This is a genomic window from Legionella pelazae (assembly GCF_052527395.1).
The window spans coordinates 147,453-164,277 of sequence record NZ_JBNVZS010000007.1; the positions used below are offsets into that span (position 1 = coordinate 147,453).

The following is a 16,825-nucleotide window of genomic DNA, read 5'->3' on the forward strand; positions in this document are numbered from 1 at the left end:
ACACTCCCTCGCCTTAATCACTTGCGCCTTTCCTGAAGATTAGTGAGCAAGGCTATATGCCAGTAGCTATATCATAATTTTTAAAGGGTTAAATCAGTTTTTTTCGCATAACTACTATAAATAGCATGAGGCTTTTGCATGAAGAAAGCCCAATACCGATCACCATAGGACCAGTGCCAATATTCAGTTGGATAATTAACAAAACCAACGGCAGTTAGCGCTTTACTCATAATGGCTCGATTTTTTTTGGCCTGTAGAGAAATTTTTTGCGATGCAGTGCGTGATAAAGAACCATCATCCTTTATCCAGTCTTTAGGATGAATACCCATATCAACAGGCTTGCCTGCATCATCAATTAAGTAAATATCAACAGCGCCTCCTGTAGAATGGGCAGGTATGTTTTTTGTAGTATCTAAATTTATAACTGGAGAAACTAATTTAGTAGTCTCCTTAAAAATTTGCTCCCTAGACCAATTTGGATGTTGTTTTTTAACAATATTAAAACGATTATCAAATAGTTTTTTTTGTAAATTGATACTTCGATAACCTTCATATAGGCAAAAATGTAAGCCTTTTGGCAATAGTTTTTGCGCTTGTTTAAGCTTTTGATAGACTGTGTTTCGCAATTTGGTGTAGTCCTGATTGTTAGGAATTTCAGGTGAGCTACCGTAGGCAATTTCCTTTTGACTCTTTAAGTTAATTAAAAGTTCACAGTTGTCTTTAATAGGAACTGCCAAGACATTCGGATCTGTAATTAATACAATATAATTATCTTTTGCATAGCCAATACTTTTATTTATGCTTAAAAAAGTAATGAATACAAAAGATAAATTTAATAGTACATTTTTCATAGAAAAACCTTTCCTATTGTTTTATTAAAATCAATTAACTTACTAAATTAAAGTATTCTAGCACTCTATAGATGCTTACAATATTAATTAAATATCATCACTTATGATGCAATTTTGCCGATTATAGGTTATAATAAAATTACTTGCATTCCAGCAATCCTAAATGAAACATTGTTACTACCAGTGCATAACATCCTTCCTTTGTATTCCAAAGTGGCATATTTATCGCGCAATAGACTCCTACGATGCTTTGTTATTGGCTTAATGGATCAAGTATGTGTTTAATTTAAATTGGAAAGTATACATGTCTGCTATAGAAACTGGCCACGTTAAGTGGTTTAATGATGATAAAGGTTATGGCTTTATTAGTCGTGATAATGGTCAAGATGACGTTTTCGTTCACTTCCGCTCAATTGTGAGTGCTGCTGGCCGTAAAACGTTACTCGAAGGTCAAAAAGTAAAATTTACTGTAACAAAAGGTCCTAAAGGACTACAGGCAGAAGAAGTAACTGCTGTCTAATCTGCTTTTTTTCATCTCCTACCAATAGCTGCCTGTCTGTTATTGGTAGGAAAGATGAGTCTTGTCAATTAAATCTCTTCTTAATAAGAAAGTGCTTTCTTGCACCTTATTTTTAAAATAATAGTCATTTGCTGCTATTTTTTTTCTTAATGTAAGAAGTTAAGGCTTACATCTTATTATTTCACCAATTTACCTAAAATAATGTTCATATACTGCTGATAAAACAGTATAATAAATAAAATCTCGTTGCTAGGACGCGTATATGAAATACAGGGTTGGCCTTTTTCTGTTCTTATTTTCACTAACAACGCTAGCACTACCGGTAGTAGGTGAATTTGAAGCAGCAAAAATTTGTCCTGCTTATCTCTCGAAAAATAAAAAAACTAATCCTGATGGCTTATTCGTTCAGCCTAATACGCATTATCAGATTAATGAAATAAATCGTGCAAATAATCCTGATTGGTTTCGTATTGAGATTCCAGAAAATTCTCAATACCCTTTGCGTTGGGTAAATAGTGATTGTGGTTATGCTTCATTTGAAATTAATCAAGCAAATTGTCAACAAGTGCCTGGTATGGCGGATAGTTATGTATTAGCGCTAAGTTGGCAACCAGGTTTCTGTCAGACTTACGGCTATGAGGCAGGCAAACCTGAATGCTTACGTCTTCCCTCAAATAGCTACCAAGCTAGTCATTTGGTTTTACATGGTTTATGGCCTAATCAAGACGTTTGTGGACAAGCTTATGGTTTTTGTAATACCAGGCCTCAGTCTAATCACTGTGATTATCCTGCCTTAGATTTTAGTGAGAAGGTAGCTAATCTATTACGATTACTTATGCCTAGTTTTGCAGTAGGAAGTTGTTTAGAAAGACATGAATGGTATAAGCACGGCACTTGTCAAATTTTATCTAATGATGATTATTTTTCTCTGGCTTTGCGTTTAACTCAGGAAGCACAGGCGACTGTCTTAGGTAATTTCCTGCATAGTCATGTAGGACAACGAGTACCCTTAACACAATTAAAAGAAGTTATTGGGCAATCATTTGGTATAGAAGCAGTAAATAAAATTTATTTAGGTTGCAAAAATGGCTATTTGGTTGATATTTTTATTCAGTTACCTGCTTTAATTCCATTTAACGAACCACTTAACTCATTAGTGCTAAAAGCAAAAGGTTTTAATCGGTATGATGGTTGTCCAACGATGGTAAGTATTTCTAATTTTTCTAAAAAAACTTTTCAACCATTTGATTTAAGGAAATTTATAGCAAGATTTAAGCATTAACCTTGCGTGCTGAAGTAAGTTCGTCTAATGTAGGGAAATAAATTTAAATGGACAAATAACTTATGCTGAGGCGCTCATTAATATTATTTTTTCTAATATTATTTCTTGCTGGGTGCACTCGAACTTATGTATCTGCTCCAAAAACGATTCTTACTGTAGGTAAAACAACGCAGACAAGAGTGTTACCTGCCTTTAATGATGTCATTGTGCACGGTAGAATAAATGTTAGTTTACATACAGGTTATGCTAAATCTAAAGTGATTTTACGGGGTGATCCACGTGATTTAGCTCAAATTAATATTTCCTCTAGTAATAGTAGATTATTTGTATCACTGTTAGATGCTTATCCCCAACATGGTCCTATTAATATAGAAATTCGCACACGCCATTTAAACACTTTTTCCTATCAAGGCAGTGGCACAATTAATGGCCAACATTTAAACTCAGGGTTATTAGATTTATTCATTACCAATCCGGGAGAAACGCGTCTTGGTGGTAATATTAATTTAGGTCGCCTTGAAGTCCATGGTCCAGGCTATCTTTCTATAAGTGGTATTAAATCCTCTAATCTACAATTAGTTGTTACGGGAAATCCTACAATTCAATTAAGCGGGGTGGTTAATCTTTCGAACCTTGATTTAAGAGGTGACGCTAATATTAGTTTATATTGGGTCAAGAGTGACTGGTTAACTATTCGTGGTCGCGGCCATTCAACCATCCAATTGGCTGGTATTGTCAATAAATTAGACTTAGAGTTATGGGATTATGCGCACTTTAAAGGTCGTTATTTACGTGCTAAACGTTTATTTGCTAAAACACATCAACGCGCCGTAGCAGAATTATTAGCTATCAAACGGCAGCATACTTTGGCAACTGACGCTAGTGATATTTATTTTTATGAAATTCCAGACATGAAGACTGATTTTATGGCATTTGATGGTGCAGTGCTCGATATGCGCGATTTAAATAGTCCTTTTGTCGAAGAGTATACTCGATATAATAAATAGCTAAGCTAATTTCTAGATTTAGGCCTAAAAGCCAGCTAACCAATAAAGCTACCTGTATTTAGCTGCTTTATAGTCTTAGAAAATGACTAAACTCATAGTACCTTAGAAAATTTAATAGCTGTAGAATATTTGCTGAGCGATTTTTAAAATGACACTATTTTCTATTTTTGAAAGCAATTGATTCTATTTGTGTAAATATGGTACAATAAGCCTAATTTATTTTCTATTTATTAGGTAGTTGTAATGAAAATTTTTATTCGTTCTCAGGTCATAAAAGAATTTGGTATCGATTTTGCGGACTATGAAGAAACACTACAGATATTTAGGGAAAATCCATCACATTCCTCGCTTAATTTAGAAAAATTACATAGTAAAGGTGCTCAACCCCTCTATAGTATCCGAGATAATCGAGAAAGAAGAATTATACTCTGTCCAATTAAAACAAAGTTAGGGGAACAGGTTTGGGTCGTGACAAAAATCTTTACTCGTCATGAGTATGAAAAACTTAAAAATGGCGGCGGCATAGTAAGTTTAAGCGACGCAGAAAAAGAAGAGTTAACGCAAGCCTACGTTGAAGTGGGTTCAGGTAAAGAAGAAAAATCAGAGTTGGAAATCAAAGAAACAACACAAGTAGAGTACGTTAATCAACAGTATATTTTTTTAGATGATGAGCAGGAATCATTAAAGAAGGCTTCTTTGCCCAGAATTATCAGTGGCGCACCCGGCTCAGGTAAAACAAGCACCCTTTTAGCCTTAATTAAACACAATATGGCCCATTGGGCAGCACAGAAAGAAGAAGGCCAACTTCCGCGTATTTTAGTGTTAGCAAAATCAAAGTTTTTGGTGGAGCAAATGCAGAAGGAATGGCAAGAGATGTGTAAAAAGGATCGCAGCATTAAGCCAGAGTGGATTAAATGCATAGAATTCCAAACACCAGAAGATATTTATAAGGCTAATCACCCAGGACAAGCAATCACGTTCATAGGCGAAACAGAATTTATTAAGTGGTACCTAGAAGATTACGCCAAAAAACACAACAACAAGCATGGTAAGCAGGCCGCGTTACCTATGGGCAAGGACAATGCTGCGCTCATTTATCAAGAGCTGCATACGATGTCAGGGTATTCAAACCTTGATACTTATAATAATCAGGTTAACGATAATTTATCCTTATTTGCCGACCCTAAGGCTCGTAAGACAATCTGGCAAGTGTATGAAGCATATCGCAGCCATCTTAACAAGCAAGATAAAAAAGTAGATTTAGCATTTAAGCCTGTTGTGCTTAGCCGGCAGTATGATTTTGTTGGTGTGGATGAAGCACAAGATTTATCAAGGCAGCAACTGCGAACACTGGTACAAATTGACAGAAACACAGCTAGAAAGAACCTAGTGGTTTGTGTAGGGGATCATCAACGTTTATTTGGTAGCGAATCAACCATCCCTTTTCTAAAAACCCTTTTTTGGGAAGTAGGAGAAAAAGAGGCCATTCAAAATAGTGCACTTCATGCCTCTTATCGCTGTGCTGAGCCAATTATACGCTTCGCTAATGAAAGCTTGATCCTTAAATATCAAGCTATTGGTGGGTCAGCGGTTGCTGATAGTAATGAACTACCCTTCATCGAAGGCATTGGGGAACAAAAAAAAGGGAATGTAGTTTGGTTGGGGGGCAGTGATTCTAAGAGCAAAGAATCCGATAGCGAAAAGCTTGCAATAATTAGTAAAAATAATCGCGAGAATGCTGATTTTGTTGTTATCACAAGCCCTGAACACTTTGAAGATGCTGTGTCTAAATTTGGCCGGGAACGCGTCTTTACCGCTAAGCAGATGAAAGGCCTGCAAGCCAAAGAAGTGTTGCTCTACAAATTTTTTGAACAAGATGGTTTTAAAGCAGCTAATAAGCCTATAAGCCGAGAGCCAGAAATTGATTTACAAAAAGCTCTAGAGGAAGGCAAGATACCCAAAGGATGTAAGGATGGTAACATTTGTCATAACAATATTTTTAACGAGCTCTTTGTTGCTATCACGCGTGCACAAGCCTCTCTCATTATTTATCAACCAGAGCAGCATGATATTGCAGCTATAACCGCTAGATTAAAAAAATCTATTAACGGAAACTCTTCAGCGTATGCGCCAAGCCAGGAAGTTCACGTCTCTTCAGAAGAGGATTGGCGTAAACGTGTTGAAGAATTAAAGGCAAGGGCGAAATCTGACCCTGATCCTAAACTACAGGCGATGATTCTTGAAATTGAAAAAAATTATTTAAAGAATTCATCAGAAATGAAACAAGAAGTAACTGAAAGTAAAGCAGAGCTTACTCCTTTGGAAGCATATCTGAGTCGGGTTAATCCTGAAGCTGATGCTAAGACCGCAATTCAAAACTCTACTTCTAAAGGAACCAATAAAGGAAAAAAACAACAATTACAGAAACAAGCTACGCAGTCAAATGTTAGAAGCCAACCATCCAAACCGCCTGTTAAAAAAGAAACTAAGGAAGAGTCTCTTCAAGATATGGATGTAACATTAGCTTCGCTTAGCCCTGAGAAAAGATTAGATGTAATCTTAGAATATATTATACAAGGCAAAGTAGAAGCCATAGATGCACTACTTAATTTTCCATTTCAGGAGCTGAAAGATTATCAGAGCTTAAGCAAAGAAGAACAAATTGCACAAAATTTACCTGCGCAAGTGTTAATAAAGTACGTTAATCCGAATAAAGTTGAGAGACCATCATTGCCAGAGCCTCTTATAAGGGCACTAGCAGCTTATACAAAACAAATTAGCTCTTTGACCCGATTAGAACAAAAAGAGCGCCAAGATGCCTTCATGGCATTTCTTAATTATCGATCAGTCGAGTGGCCTTTGCCATTAGCAGTTCTTATCTTAAAAGCGCCTAATATAGATAAAACTACCATTGATTTTATGCAAGGCTTTAAGCAAAAAAGGCGTAACGAGCTTAATTCAGGATTAATGAGTGGAGAGATTAATGTTGTACCCAAATTACAACGTTTAGGATTGATAAATACAGAAGATGGCGAAGGCAAGAAAGGCCATGAAGGTGGGACTCCTTTACAATGCGCAGCTTATAATGGTCATGTTGAGTTAATTAGTAAGCTATTAGCAGCGGGCGCAGATATCCATTATACTAATAAAAAATACGGAACTGCTCTTCATCTGGCAGTCCGGGGTAATCATCCAGAAGCAATAGCTGCATTAATAAAGAATGGTGCTGATATTAATCAACCCAATGAGCAGGGTGAAACACCGCTTCATTTGGCATTACAAATAGGCAATATAGAAGCCGCTATCGCTTTAATTAAAAATGGTGCTAATGTTGATAAATCCAGTAATAATATTGAATCACCGCTTCATGTTGCAGTACGAAAAGGCTATATAGAAGTCATTAACGCCCTATTAGAAAGAAATGTTAATGTGAATCAAACCAATGCTGATTGTGAAACCCCTCTTCATGTTGCTGTCAAAAATAATAAGTTACTAGCCATTAAAGCGTTACTCAAAAAAGGTGCTGAATTAAATAAATATGATTTTTTTTACCAAACTCCTCTTTATATCGCAGTTGAAAAAGGTTATACAGAAGCTATTAGCGTCCTAATAGAAGATAAAGGCGCTGATGTTAATAAGGCTTGTACTGATTATCGTGAATCACCGCTTTATGTAGCAGTTTACAGGGGTGATGAACAGACCGTTGCTGCTTTGATAAAGGCAGGAGCTGATGTCAATCAAGCTAACTCTGAAGGTCAAACTCCCCTTATTGCGGCGGCAGTAACGGGTAATGTTAACATCGTTTCCGCTTTAATTGCCGTTGAAGGCTGCAGATTTGATACTTATAAAGCAAGCATTGAAGAGATAGAAGAGAATGTGCAAGAGTATGGTGATAAAGAGGCAAAAGAGAGAGCCAAAAAATTTATAGAAACAAGAAAAGCCGATGAAGACGGTAACTTTAGTATTTTACCGCATGAAATGGCAGCTATTTTGGGTCATGATAAAGTAAAAGTATTGATTCAAGATAAAATGGATCAATCAGTAGCAAGAAAGGCTGGCAAGCTCGGTGTTTTTGGCCCGCAACAAGAAAACAGCTTTGCACCAGATGAAAATCAGGTGCTAACCCCTTAAAAATACGTACATGGATAGCTAATTTGCCTAATTACAGTTACATCAACATTATTTAATAGCATTTTTTTGAAAGCATTGAATAATAGTTTGAATATCATTATCTAATGGTAAAACATGGGCGGAATTAGGTAGCCATTGAATTGTGATATGAGAATAATTTTTAAAGCGGTTGGCAACCTGCTGACTATCAACTACTTTATCATGCGCACCTAAAAATAAATCAGTAGGGCAGGTGGGGGCAGTAAATGGAAACTCCCGAATCAGTTTAAGTATTTCAAGGCTAACTTCTAGAGGAATTTGCCGGTAAGCAATTTCTCCTCCCCTAAATTCTTTTAAACTAAACCCTCTTTTTAATGTCATTTTCTGATAGATTTGTTGTTGCTCTGAAGAAAGATAAATATTGCCAGCTGCGCTGCGGATGCTGCGAAAACCCATTGTTTTTAAAAACTGAATTAACCAGATTGTTTTTGTTACGTTGAGAGTTAATTCTAAAGCGGGTGCGAGTAAATATAAATGTCGCAAGTTAAATTTATTACTTAAATGACAACCAAGAAGCCCACCTAATGACAGTCCCAGTACGTCAACATATTGATAGTTGTCCAACAAAGAGGCACAGGCTTGTTCGGCAAAATGAATTAATTCGCTACCTTTTATCTGGCTAAAAGCTTTAATACTTTCTACATGGCCTGGCAAGGCGGGTATCATTAAACTGTCATAAAAATCCTTAATATGCGGTAATAAAAACCGATATACGCCCGGCGTAGAAGAAAAACCATGCAAAAGTAGAAGGGCACTGCGGTTTTTCCGATTAGTTAATTTTTTGGGTGCTATAATGTCGGTATCTTTAGCGCTTATTATAGATAGCTGAGTCCCCATATAGATACAGCGTAAGTCTTCATGCTTCATTAAGCTGCCTTAATTGCTAAAAAAGTGTAAAAAATAAGCCAACATGGTTTATAATTAATTTAGTTGCAGTAAAATTTATTTTAATTAATATTAATACAATCTAATTATTTAGTGATGTTAGTAATTGAGTCAAGCTCAATATAATTAGCTTAAAATTTGATTGCTTATACAGTTAGTTGAGGTGATTATTATGGCTTCAAATCCAAGTCCAAGTCCAGATTTAGGAGACAGTCCAAATTTGACACCTATGTTGATGAGTTCGGAATCTACGAATGAAGAGGTAATGAAGATGGCATTCCCAGAAGCTAAAGACTCCGATGATCAAGATTGTTCAAAAAAATATGATGACGATCATAAACAGCAGAATATGAATATGAATAATGTACAGGATATAGGTAAGTTTGTGGAAGAAAACCCAGAAGCAATGGCCATGGTACTGTAATAAATTTAATTTACTTTAAGACAGCCCTAATTGATAGGGCTGTTTTGTTCACTTATTAAATTTCCATCAGTTTATGCGGCAAGCTTTCTAAACGACCAGCTTGAGTAACAATTACATAATTTAATTTACGTTGTAATTCTGTAATAGTATCTGCCCCAGCATAAGTTAAACCAGAACGCAGTCCACCAATGATATCCGCAATAATGGCTTCGTGATTATTACGATAGGGTACTTCAGTGGCAACCCCTTCTGCTGTTTTCCACTCATGCATCTGACCTAGAAATTCCTCTTGGGCTTCACGAGAGGCCATTCCACGATAACGCTTAACTTTTTTTCCATTTTCTTTAGTAATAACATCACCCGGCGTTGGCTCAGTACCTGCAAGCATGCCACCAATCATGACAAAATCAGCACCAAACGCTAATGCCTTAACAATGTCACCTGATGTGCGAATGCCACCATCGGCAACAATGGAACGGTCTGAACGAGCACAATCTTGAATACAGGTTAACATAGGAATACCAAAGCCAGTTTTAATTCGAGTACTACATACAGAGCCGCCACCAATACCGGCTTTAATGATGTCAGCGCCACAAGAAGCTAGATAGTCAGCCCCGGCATAGGTGGCAACATTGCCAGCCATAATACACCGTGTGCCTAATAATTGCCGTAGGCTTTTTAAGGTCTTACCTACATATTTAGCGTGTGCATGAGCAACATCAACACAGAAGTAATCAGCACCGGCATCCCTTAATGCTTCTGCTCGTTGTAATTCCGCTTCGCTACAACCAACAGAGACAAAAACTGGACCTGTGCAGCGCTTAAATTCAGCAATATTATCCTCAACGCTTAAAAAACGATGTAAGGCACCAATGCCACCTTTACCGCGCATAAAATTAGCCATTTTGCTTTCAGTAATTGTATCCATATTGGAGCTAATAACCGGTAGTTGTAAATTAAGTTTACCCAACCGGTCAGTCATACTAATATCGACGACTCTCCTTGACTCATGATGATTGTAAGCAGGGACTAATAATACATCATCAAAGGTGATGGCATGATTGTTCATCGGTTATCCTCTTTTAAAAGACGTACTATAAATGCTCAGCTGCATAATAAGCAAGTCTTGATCGTTCTCCGCGCAATAGAGTCATATGCGCGCTATGCTCCCAATGCTTAAACCGATCAACGGCAAAAGTAAGGCCGGAGGTTGTTTCAGTTAAATAAGGCGTATCAATTTGCTTAATATCGCCTAGACAAACAACTTTAGTGCCAGGGCCTGCACGTGTTACTAATGTTTTAATTTGTTTAGGTGTTAAGTTTTGGGCTTCATCAATGATGATAAATCGGCTTAAAAAAGTTCGTCCACGCATGTAATTTAAAGAGCGAATTTTAATTTTATTTTGTAAAAGATCTTGGGTTGCATTACGACCAAAGCTGCCACCTTCTTGTGAGCTATGCAGTACTTCTAAATTATCCATTAAAGCACCCATCCAAGGTGTCATTTTTTCTTCTTCTGTCCCAGGCAGAAAGCCAATATCTTCGCCAACAGGAATAGTTACTCTAGTCATAATAATTTCGGCATAGCGGTTTTGATCTAAAACTTGGGTTAAACCAGCTGCAATCGTAAGTAAGGTTTTCCCTGTGCCAGCTGATCCTTGTAGCGTTACAAAATCAATATCTGGGTCAAGTAATAAATTTAAGGAGAAATTTTGTTCTCTATTGCGGGCATTAATTCCCCAGACCGTATGTTTGGGCTGAGTATAATCGCGAGCGACTTGTATAATGGCATGTTCTGCTTCAACTTTTTTTACAATGGCTTGAAATTGATTATCTTCGGTACTTAAACAATCATTGGCATTCCAATGGTGGGTTAAAGGACCGCTAATTTTATAAAAACTTTTGCCATTTTCCTGCCAAGCATTCATGTCTTTAACATGAGTATCCCAAAAATTATTATCTAAAAAGTGCAAGCCACTATGTAATAAGCTAACATCATCAAGCACCTGATCATTGTAATAATCTTCCGCTTTGATGCCTAAGATGCCTGCTTTAATCCGTAAATTAATATCTTTAGAAATAATAATGATTTGTCGTTCCGGATATTTTTTTTGTAAGCCAAGTGCAGTTGCTAATAAAGTGTTATCAGGCTTATGTCCAGGTAGGGTACTTGATCCTATTTGCTCAAAATCATCTGTTTGGAAAAATAAGCGGCCTGTAGTTTTACTATTGTCATGATGTAGGAAGCTAGGAATGGGAAGTCCCTCAACAATTTGTTTATGGGTTGCACCACTCATTAATTCAACCAACATTCGGTTTGTTTGCCGAACGTTACGGGCTACATCAGAAAGCCCGGTTTTATGGCTGTCTAATTCTTCTAAAACAACCATAGGCAAATAAATATCATGCTCATCAAAACGATAAATTGCTGTTGGATCACTCATCATGATGTTTGTATCAAGCACAAAAAGCTTATTTTTATATCCCTTGTTATCCATAAACTACTCCATCAGCCAAAGCATTCATTGTGATAACCTGACTAGTCTCCGTCAAGGTCTCTTTAAGGTGTTTTAACAATATAATTAGGTCTTAACATTTTAATGAGAACTAATATCTACAACAGCAGATTCTTTCTGTAATTTTCTTAGCGTAGTTAATACTTCATCAACATGATTAGGTACACTAACTTTTCGCCATTCATAAGTTAAAACACCTCGAGGGTTAATAAGAAAGGTACTACGTTCTATTCCCCTTACTTGTTTGCCATACATATTTTTCATTTTAATAACGTCAAACAACTGACATAATTTCTCATCATTATCGCTGATAAGTTCAAAGGGAAAGGCCTGGTTTGATTTAAATTTCTCGTGCGATTTAATGCTGTCACGGGAAACACCCAATACTAAAGCATTTAATGCTTGAAAGCTTACATATGAATCGCGAAAATTCTGCCCTTGGGTTGTACAGCCTGGCGTTGCATCTTTTGGATAAAAATAAAGTATCACCCATTTACCTTGGTAGTCAGATAAATTAGCGTTAATACCATTGGTTGCTGCAAATTGAAAATCAGGTACCTTATCACCAACTTTCATGACGTCTCCTAAATTTAAATACACGTTTTATTTTATATTTATAAGTTAAATTGAACAAACAAATTTAAAGTGACTGTCTTTATTTGGCAATCTGTAATTAACAAGGGTTTATAAATGCGCTGCTTAATGAAGTTTCCATTTATAGCCTCACCCACTAAGCTTTATACAGCGTTGCAAGTTCATTCGGCTTTAAGTCATGTATTCTATCTACATTCCTTCGCCTCAATCACTTGCGCCTTGTCTAAAGCTTAGTCGGCGAGGCTATAGATTACTATTTTATAGCTTCACCAATTTTCCTAGCCAATGTTATACTCTATCTTTTAGTATTCAGTTAGGCGATTAATGAGCAGTAAAGATCAAAATGCCTCTATAGCCCTAAATAAGAAAGCTCGTTTCGATTATTTTATTGAAGATGAGTATGAGGCAGGTTTAGTACTTGAAGGTTGGGAAGTAAAAAGTCTGCGTGCTGGTAAGATAAATTTATCTGATGCGCACGTTATTATTAAGCACAATGAAGCGTTTTTATTAGGTGCGCAAATTCAGCCGTTACCTACTGCTGCAAAACATTTATATCCTGATCCTATAAGAACACGTAAGCTTTTATTAAATAAACAAGAATTAAATAAGTTAATTGGCAGCGTAGAAAGGCAAGGCTATACCTTAATCCCTTTATCATTATATTGGCGTAAAAACCTTGTAAAGATGAAATTGGCTTTAGCAAAAGGTAAAAAAACTCATGATAAGCGTGACACAATAAAAGAGCGGGATTGGCAGCGTGATCGTGCAAGACTATTAAAAAAAAATAATTACTAATTGAAGAAAGAGACTTACATTATTGAAATTAAGTAAATAAAACATTGACTAAGTTACTACGAATTCTAATTATAATAGACAAAAATAAAAAGCTACATGATAATCAGATTGACAATAAATAGACATCAGTCTTTAATCTAAAAGTATCTCTATTTTCAAAACTGGTGACTACTGTACAAATCTTGTAAGGCCTGGTTGCTTAAATTTTGAGCACTAACAAGTTGTAAAAGGAATTTTTTAACCTAAGGAGGGGACTATGTCATATTGCACAAAGTTGTGCAGGATCTTATTTATACTTGCATTCTTTTTACCTATCTTGGTAAGAGCAGAGGTGCCTGTTAAATCCATGGTAATTTTTGGCGATAGTCTTTCTGATACAGGTAATACTACGCACCTTTTAAAAAGTCTAAGAAAAGAAGAAAGCCCTGCTTATCTGGTTTATCCTGTAAAAGTATTTGTTATTAACAAAATGACTGAATTTGCGGAAGAATATTATATTCCTCAAATTCTTCTCGATACGGGTATCGATATGGTAACAGATTTTTTTGATACGGGTGTTGGGCCTATGCTTGCGTCCCTTATTTCAAAGGTTAAAAAAGCACCAATCTTACCTGGCGAGCCTTATTGGCAAGATCACTTTTCTAATGGCCGGGTTTGGGCTGAATATTTAGCACCTATGCTTTCTGTTGATAGAGAAGATAAGCGTTATTTTGTCAATAAAGCATTCGGAGGTAGTTGGACTGTTACTTATGATCATCAATTGACAATATGGAATTTAATACGTCACCCTCTGTTAACAGTAAAAAACTTAATTGTTGGTAAGTTAATCCCGCCTAGCTTAGGTTTAACTGTCCAAGCACATTTATTAGTTAATGAACAACTAAGTGATGAGCCAGTTTATTTTATCTTTATTGGCGGTAATGATTATCTTAATACCTTTAGATTTGAAGATAATTATGAGCCTACTCGATTAAGCGCTTACATAGATAATGTCATTACAGGTCTAGACTATTCTGTACAAAAGTTAGTTAAAGCTGGCGCTAAACGTTTTGTTATTTTAGGCGTGCCATCAGTAGGCGTTGCACCTAAGTATGTAAATACAGCGGATAGTGATTTATTAAACTTTGTTAGTCAAACTCATAACGAACGTTTGGCGCAGAAAATAACAGAATGGCAAAGTACTTTTCCTGATGCTGATTTTCTCTTTGTCGATATTCAGCCTATCTTGTATAAAGCAATCGAGAATCCCGCCCTCTTTGGCTTTAAAAATGTAACTGATGCTTGTATAGATATTAAATTCCCTATGTATAAAGTGTTAAAAGATTCCCCATTTAAAGGTAACTTCGTGCTTGAATATGCGGAAGCACTACAGTACCAAGATAAAAATTTCGCTCCTAATGAGAAAAATTATCATGTTTGTAGTAATCCTGATGATTACCTCTTTTGGGATGAGATTCATCCAACAACTAAGGCGCATTTATTCTTAGCAGATGAAATTTGTTTAGTCATGAAAGCACATGGCTATAAAACGAATTGTGCGCACCTTATAAAAAGCTAATATTTAAATAAGGATATTTATTATGGCATACTGCACGTTTTTTAATTTAAGCAGTATGCCGATACTGGAAATTAAATTAAGGAGTAATGCGACATGTGTGGAATTATAGGTGCAATATCTCAACGCGATATTAGCCAGATTTTATTAGCGGGGCTTAGGCGTCTTGAATATCGCGGCTATGATTCTGCAGGTATCGCAGTTATTAACAATAAAGGCTGTTTAAAACGGGTCCGTATTCAAGGTAAAGTGCAGGCTTTGGCAGACGCTATGAAAGAAACGGCTGTTAGTGGCAACATGGGTATTGCTCATACACGCTGGGCAACTCATGGAAAACCTTGTGAGGAAAATGCTCATCCTCATCTTTCTAATGGGCAAATAGCAGTTGTCCATAATGGAATTATTGAAAATCATGATGCCTTACGTGAGCAATTAGAAAAAGCTGGTTATGAATTTTCTTCCGAGACAGATACTGAAGTAGCAGCTCATTTAGTCCATTATCATTATCAACAACATGAAAATTTATTACGTGCTGTACAAGAAGCCGCAAAATTAATGCATGGTGCATTTGCTTTAGGTGTTATTCATGAGCAACGTCCACACGAATTGGTAGCTATTAAAAAAGGTAGTCCACTTGTACTCGGATTAGGTATCGATGAGCAATTTATTGCCTCTGATGCACTAGCTTTAGGTGCATTTGCCGAGGAAGTAATCTATCTAGAAGAAGGAGATAGTGCTCATCTACATGACGGTAAAATTGATATTTATGATATGAATGGTCAGCCAGTAAGTCGACAGACACAGGCATTTGATGGTGATAGTCAAATGATAAATAAAGGTAAGTATCGTCATTTTATGTTGAAAGAAATTTATGAGCAAAGCAAAGTCTTAGTAGATACGCTAGAAGGCCGCGTTGCTTCACAAGAGGTTGTAAGAGCGAGCTTCGGTGTAGAAGCTGCCAGGTTATTTAAAGATATCAAACAAATTCATATTATAGCTTGTGGAACGAGTTATCATGCCGGTCTTATTGCTCGTTATTGGTTAGAATCTCTAGCAGGTATTTCTGCACAAGTAGAGATAGCAAGTGAATATCGCTATCGAGATGTTGTAGTTAATAAAGGCACCCTTTTTATTGCTGTCTCCCAATCTGGTGAAACTGCTGATACATTGGCAGCGCTACATAAGGCCAAATCTTTGAACTATTTAGCTACTTTAGCTATTTGCAATGTCTCAACAAGCACCTTGGTTCGTGAAGCAGATTGTGCATTTTTAACTCGAGCAGGTATTGAAATTGGAGTTGCTTCAACCAAAGCGTTTACGACCCAATTAGCTGCTTTTTTAATGCTAGCCGCAGCATTATGTAGTGATGAACGCACAACAGAGGTATTAAATCAATTAAAAGAGTTACCAGCTTGTTGTGAGCGCGTTTTACAAATGGACAGGCATATTGAATCTCTATCACAACTATTTGTAACTAAATCGCATGCACTTTTTCTAGGCCGAGGTGTGCAATATCCTGTAGCTTTAGAAGGCGCCTTAAAGCTTAAGGAGATTTCTTATATTCATGCGGAAGCTTATCCAGCTGGAGAACTAAAGCACGGTCCTCTGGCTTTAGTTGATAATGAAATGCCAGTTATTGCTATAGCGCCTAATGATGAGCTATTAGATAAATTAAAATCAAATTTACATGAAGTGAGTGCTCGCGGTGGCCAATTGATTGTTTTTGTCGATGATTCACAAGCCTGGCAACCTAATGGCGCACAGTTAATTCCTGTTCCCACGTGCGGGCATTGGATTGCTCCCATCATTTATACGATTCCATTACAGTTACTTGCTTACCATGTGGCAGTAGCGAAGGGTACAGATGTTGATCAGCCTCGTAATTTGGCGAAATCAGTTACAGTTGAATAATTCCTAGCTATCTGCCTAATTAGCGGATAGCTTTATATATTTTAAAATCGTTTAGTTCTCAGTAGGGCATTTAGACTGTGGCTCCCAAAGAGCAATAGTAGCGCCTGTAGGATCAATAATTATTGCAAAGTGTCCATAATTTCCTATGGCTGTCATAGGTGTTTTAATAACTGCGCCTAATTTTTGTGCCTGCTCTAAAATAATATAAAGGTTGTTAACAGAGAGGTAACTTAGCCACTGTGCTGGCACTTCATTTGCTTTATCAGAAGGCATTTGCCAGATACCACCAAATTCCTTATTGTTTATGCTAATCAT

General features: G+C 36.7%; 14 protein-coding genes. 8 read left to right on the plus strand and 6 right to left on the minus strand.

Annotated features, from left to right (window positions below):
* Nucleotides 1–80: 80 nt before the first annotated feature.
* Nucleotides 81–851: a M15 family metallopeptidase gene (locus ACQUW5_RS09270; RefSeq protein WP_444990956.1), complete on the minus strand. Its 771-nt coding sequence runs from the start codon at nt 849–851 to the stop codon at nt 81–83.
* A 304-nt stretch (nt 852–1,155) separates the two neighbouring features.
* Between ACQUW5_RS09270 and ACQUW5_RS09275 the strand changes: the two genes are divergently transcribed.
* The 4 genes from ACQUW5_RS09275 (at nt 1,156) to ACQUW5_RS09290 (ending at nt 7,791) form a co-directional block, all read left to right on the plus strand.
* Nucleotides 1,156–1,371 (plus strand): cold-shock protein, encoded by a 216-nt coding sequence (locus ACQUW5_RS09275; protein WP_115332360.1) that lies wholly within the window; start codon nt 1,156–1,158, stop codon nt 1,369–1,371.
* A gap of 262 nt (nt 1,372–1,633) precedes the next feature.
* Nucleotides 1,634–2,653, plus strand: coding sequence for a ribonuclease T2 family protein (locus ACQUW5_RS09280; RefSeq protein WP_444990957.1), 1,020 nt, complete (start codon nt 1,634–1,636; stop codon nt 2,651–2,653).
* 62 nt (nt 2,654–2,715) lie between these two features.
* The gene (locus tag ACQUW5_RS09285; protein ID WP_444990958.1) at nt 2,716–3,660 is read left to right on the plus strand and encodes a GIN domain-containing protein; all 945 of its coding nucleotides are present in this window, start codon (nt 2,716–2,718) and stop codon (nt 3,658–3,660) included.
* Nucleotides 3,661–3,903: 243 nt separating this feature from the next.
* Nucleotides 3,904–7,791, plus strand: a complete 3,888-nt coding sequence (locus tag ACQUW5_RS09290; RefSeq protein ID WP_444990959.1) for an ankyrin repeat domain-containing protein — start codon at nt 3,904–3,906, stop codon at nt 7,789–7,791.
* A gap of 48 nt (nt 7,792–7,839) precedes the next feature.
* On the opposite strand, the gene ACQUW5_RS09295 is transcribed toward ACQUW5_RS09290, so the two are convergent.
* A complete protein-coding gene (locus ACQUW5_RS09295; RefSeq protein ID WP_444990960.1) occupies nt 7,840–8,697 on the minus strand; it encodes an alpha/beta hydrolase in 858 nt (285 codons plus the stop codon).
* A gap of 190 nt (nt 8,698–8,887) precedes the next feature.
* Here ACQUW5_RS09295 and ACQUW5_RS09300 point away from each other — a divergent pair, with 190 nt between their 5' ends.
* Nucleotides 8,888–9,139: a hypothetical protein gene (locus ACQUW5_RS09300; RefSeq protein ID WP_444990961.1), complete on the plus strand. Its 252-nt coding sequence runs from the start codon at nt 8,888–8,890 to the stop codon at nt 9,137–9,139.
* A gap of 55 nt (nt 9,140–9,194) precedes the next feature.
* Here the strand turns inward: ACQUW5_RS09300 and ACQUW5_RS09305 are convergent, their stop codons facing one another.
* The 3 genes from ACQUW5_RS09305 to ACQUW5_RS09315 all read right to left on the minus strand — a co-directional run bounded on the left by ACQUW5_RS09305 (nt 9,195) and on the right by ACQUW5_RS09315 (nt 12,231).
* Nucleotides 9,195–10,208, minus strand: coding sequence for a guanosine monophosphate reductase (locus ACQUW5_RS09305; RefSeq protein ID WP_444990962.1), 1,014 nt, complete (start codon nt 10,206–10,208; stop codon nt 9,195–9,197).
* Between the two features lie 25 nt (nt 10,209–10,233).
* The gene (locus ACQUW5_RS09310) at nt 10,234–11,637 is read right to left on the minus strand and encodes a PhoH family protein (protein ID WP_444990963.1); all 1,404 of its coding nucleotides are present in this window, start codon (nt 11,635–11,637) and stop codon (nt 10,234–10,236) included.
* 99 nt (nt 11,638–11,736) lie between these two features.
* On the minus strand, nt 11,737–12,231 hold the full coding sequence (locus tag ACQUW5_RS09315; protein ID WP_444990964.1) for a peroxiredoxin: 495 nt from the start codon (nt 12,229–12,231) through the stop codon (nt 11,737–11,739).
* A gap of 342 nt (nt 12,232–12,573) precedes the next feature.
* Here ACQUW5_RS09315 and smpB point away from each other — a divergent pair, with 342 nt between their 5' ends.
* The 3 genes from smpB (at nt 12,574) to glmS (ending at nt 16,510) form a co-directional block, all read left to right on the plus strand.
* Nucleotides 12,574–13,044, plus strand: coding sequence for an SsrA-binding protein SmpB (smpB, locus tag ACQUW5_RS09320; protein WP_444990965.1), 471 nt, complete (start codon nt 12,574–12,576; stop codon nt 13,042–13,044).
* A 256-nt stretch (nt 13,045–13,300) separates the two neighbouring features.
* Complete coding sequence (gene plaC / locus ACQUW5_RS09325; protein WP_444990966.1) at nt 13,301–14,602, plus strand: lysophospholipase/glycerophospholipid:cholesterol acyltransferase PlaC; 1,302 nt, start codon at nt 13,301–13,303, stop codon at nt 14,600–14,602.
* Nucleotides 14,603–14,695: 93 nt separating this feature from the next.
* Complete coding sequence (gene glmS, locus ACQUW5_RS09330) at nt 14,696–16,510, plus strand: glutamine--fructose-6-phosphate transaminase (isomerizing) (protein ID WP_444990967.1); 1,815 nt, start codon at nt 14,696–14,698, stop codon at nt 16,508–16,510.
* Nucleotides 16,511–16,561: 51 nt separating this feature from the next.
* On the opposite strand, the gene ACQUW5_RS09335 is transcribed toward glmS, so the two are convergent.
* On the minus strand, nt 16,562–16,825 hold a 264-nt coding region (locus tag ACQUW5_RS09335; RefSeq protein WP_510175239.1), incomplete at its 5' end, for a VOC family protein.

Excerpts from the sequence above, each read along its gene's own strand:
- ACQUW5_RS09305 (WP_444990962.1), bottom strand. The coding sequence starts at position 10,208 with ATGAACAATCATGCCATCACCTTTGATGATGTATTATTAGTCCCTGCT.
- ACQUW5_RS09270 (WP_444990956.1), bottom strand. The coding sequence starts at position 851 with ATGAAAAATGTACTATTAAATTTATCTTTTGTATTCATTACTTTTTTA.
- ACQUW5_RS09285 (WP_444990958.1), top strand. The coding sequence starts at position 2,716 with ATGCTGAGGCGCTCATTAATATTATTTTTTCTAATATTATTTCTTGCT.
- ACQUW5_RS09300 (WP_444990961.1), top strand. The coding sequence starts at position 8,888 with ATGGCTTCAAATCCAAGTCCAAGTCCAGATTTAGGAGACAGTCCAAAT.
- smpB (WP_444990965.1), top strand. The coding sequence starts at position 12,574 with ATGAGCAGTAAAGATCAAAATGCCTCTATAGCCCTAAATAAGAAAGCT.
- ACQUW5_RS09315 (WP_444990964.1), bottom strand. The coding sequence starts at position 12,231 with ATGAAAGTTGGTGATAAGGTACCTGATTTTCAATTTGCAGCAACCAAT.
- plaC (WP_444990966.1), top strand. The coding sequence starts at position 13,301 with ATGTCATATTGCACAAAGTTGTGCAGGATCTTATTTATACTTGCATTC.
- ACQUW5_RS09275 (WP_115332360.1), top strand. The coding sequence starts at position 1,156 with ATGTCTGCTATAGAAACTGGCCACGTTAAGTGGTTTAATGATGATAAA.
- ACQUW5_RS09280 (WP_444990957.1), top strand. The coding sequence starts at position 1,634 with ATGAAATACAGGGTTGGCCTTTTTCTGTTCTTATTTTCACTAACAACG.
- glmS (WP_444990967.1), top strand. The coding sequence starts at position 14,696 with ATGTGTGGAATTATAGGTGCAATATCTCAACGCGATATTAGCCAGATT.
- ACQUW5_RS09295 (WP_444990960.1), bottom strand. The coding sequence starts at position 8,697 with ATGAAGCATGAAGACTTACGCTGTATCTATATGGGGACTCAGCTATCT.
- ACQUW5_RS09290 (WP_444990959.1), top strand. The coding sequence starts at position 3,904 with ATGAAAATTTTTATTCGTTCTCAGGTCATAAAAGAATTTGGTATCGAT.
- ACQUW5_RS09310 (WP_444990963.1), bottom strand. The coding sequence starts at position 11,637 with ATGGATAACAAGGGATATAAAAATAAGCTTTTTGTGCTTGATACAAAC.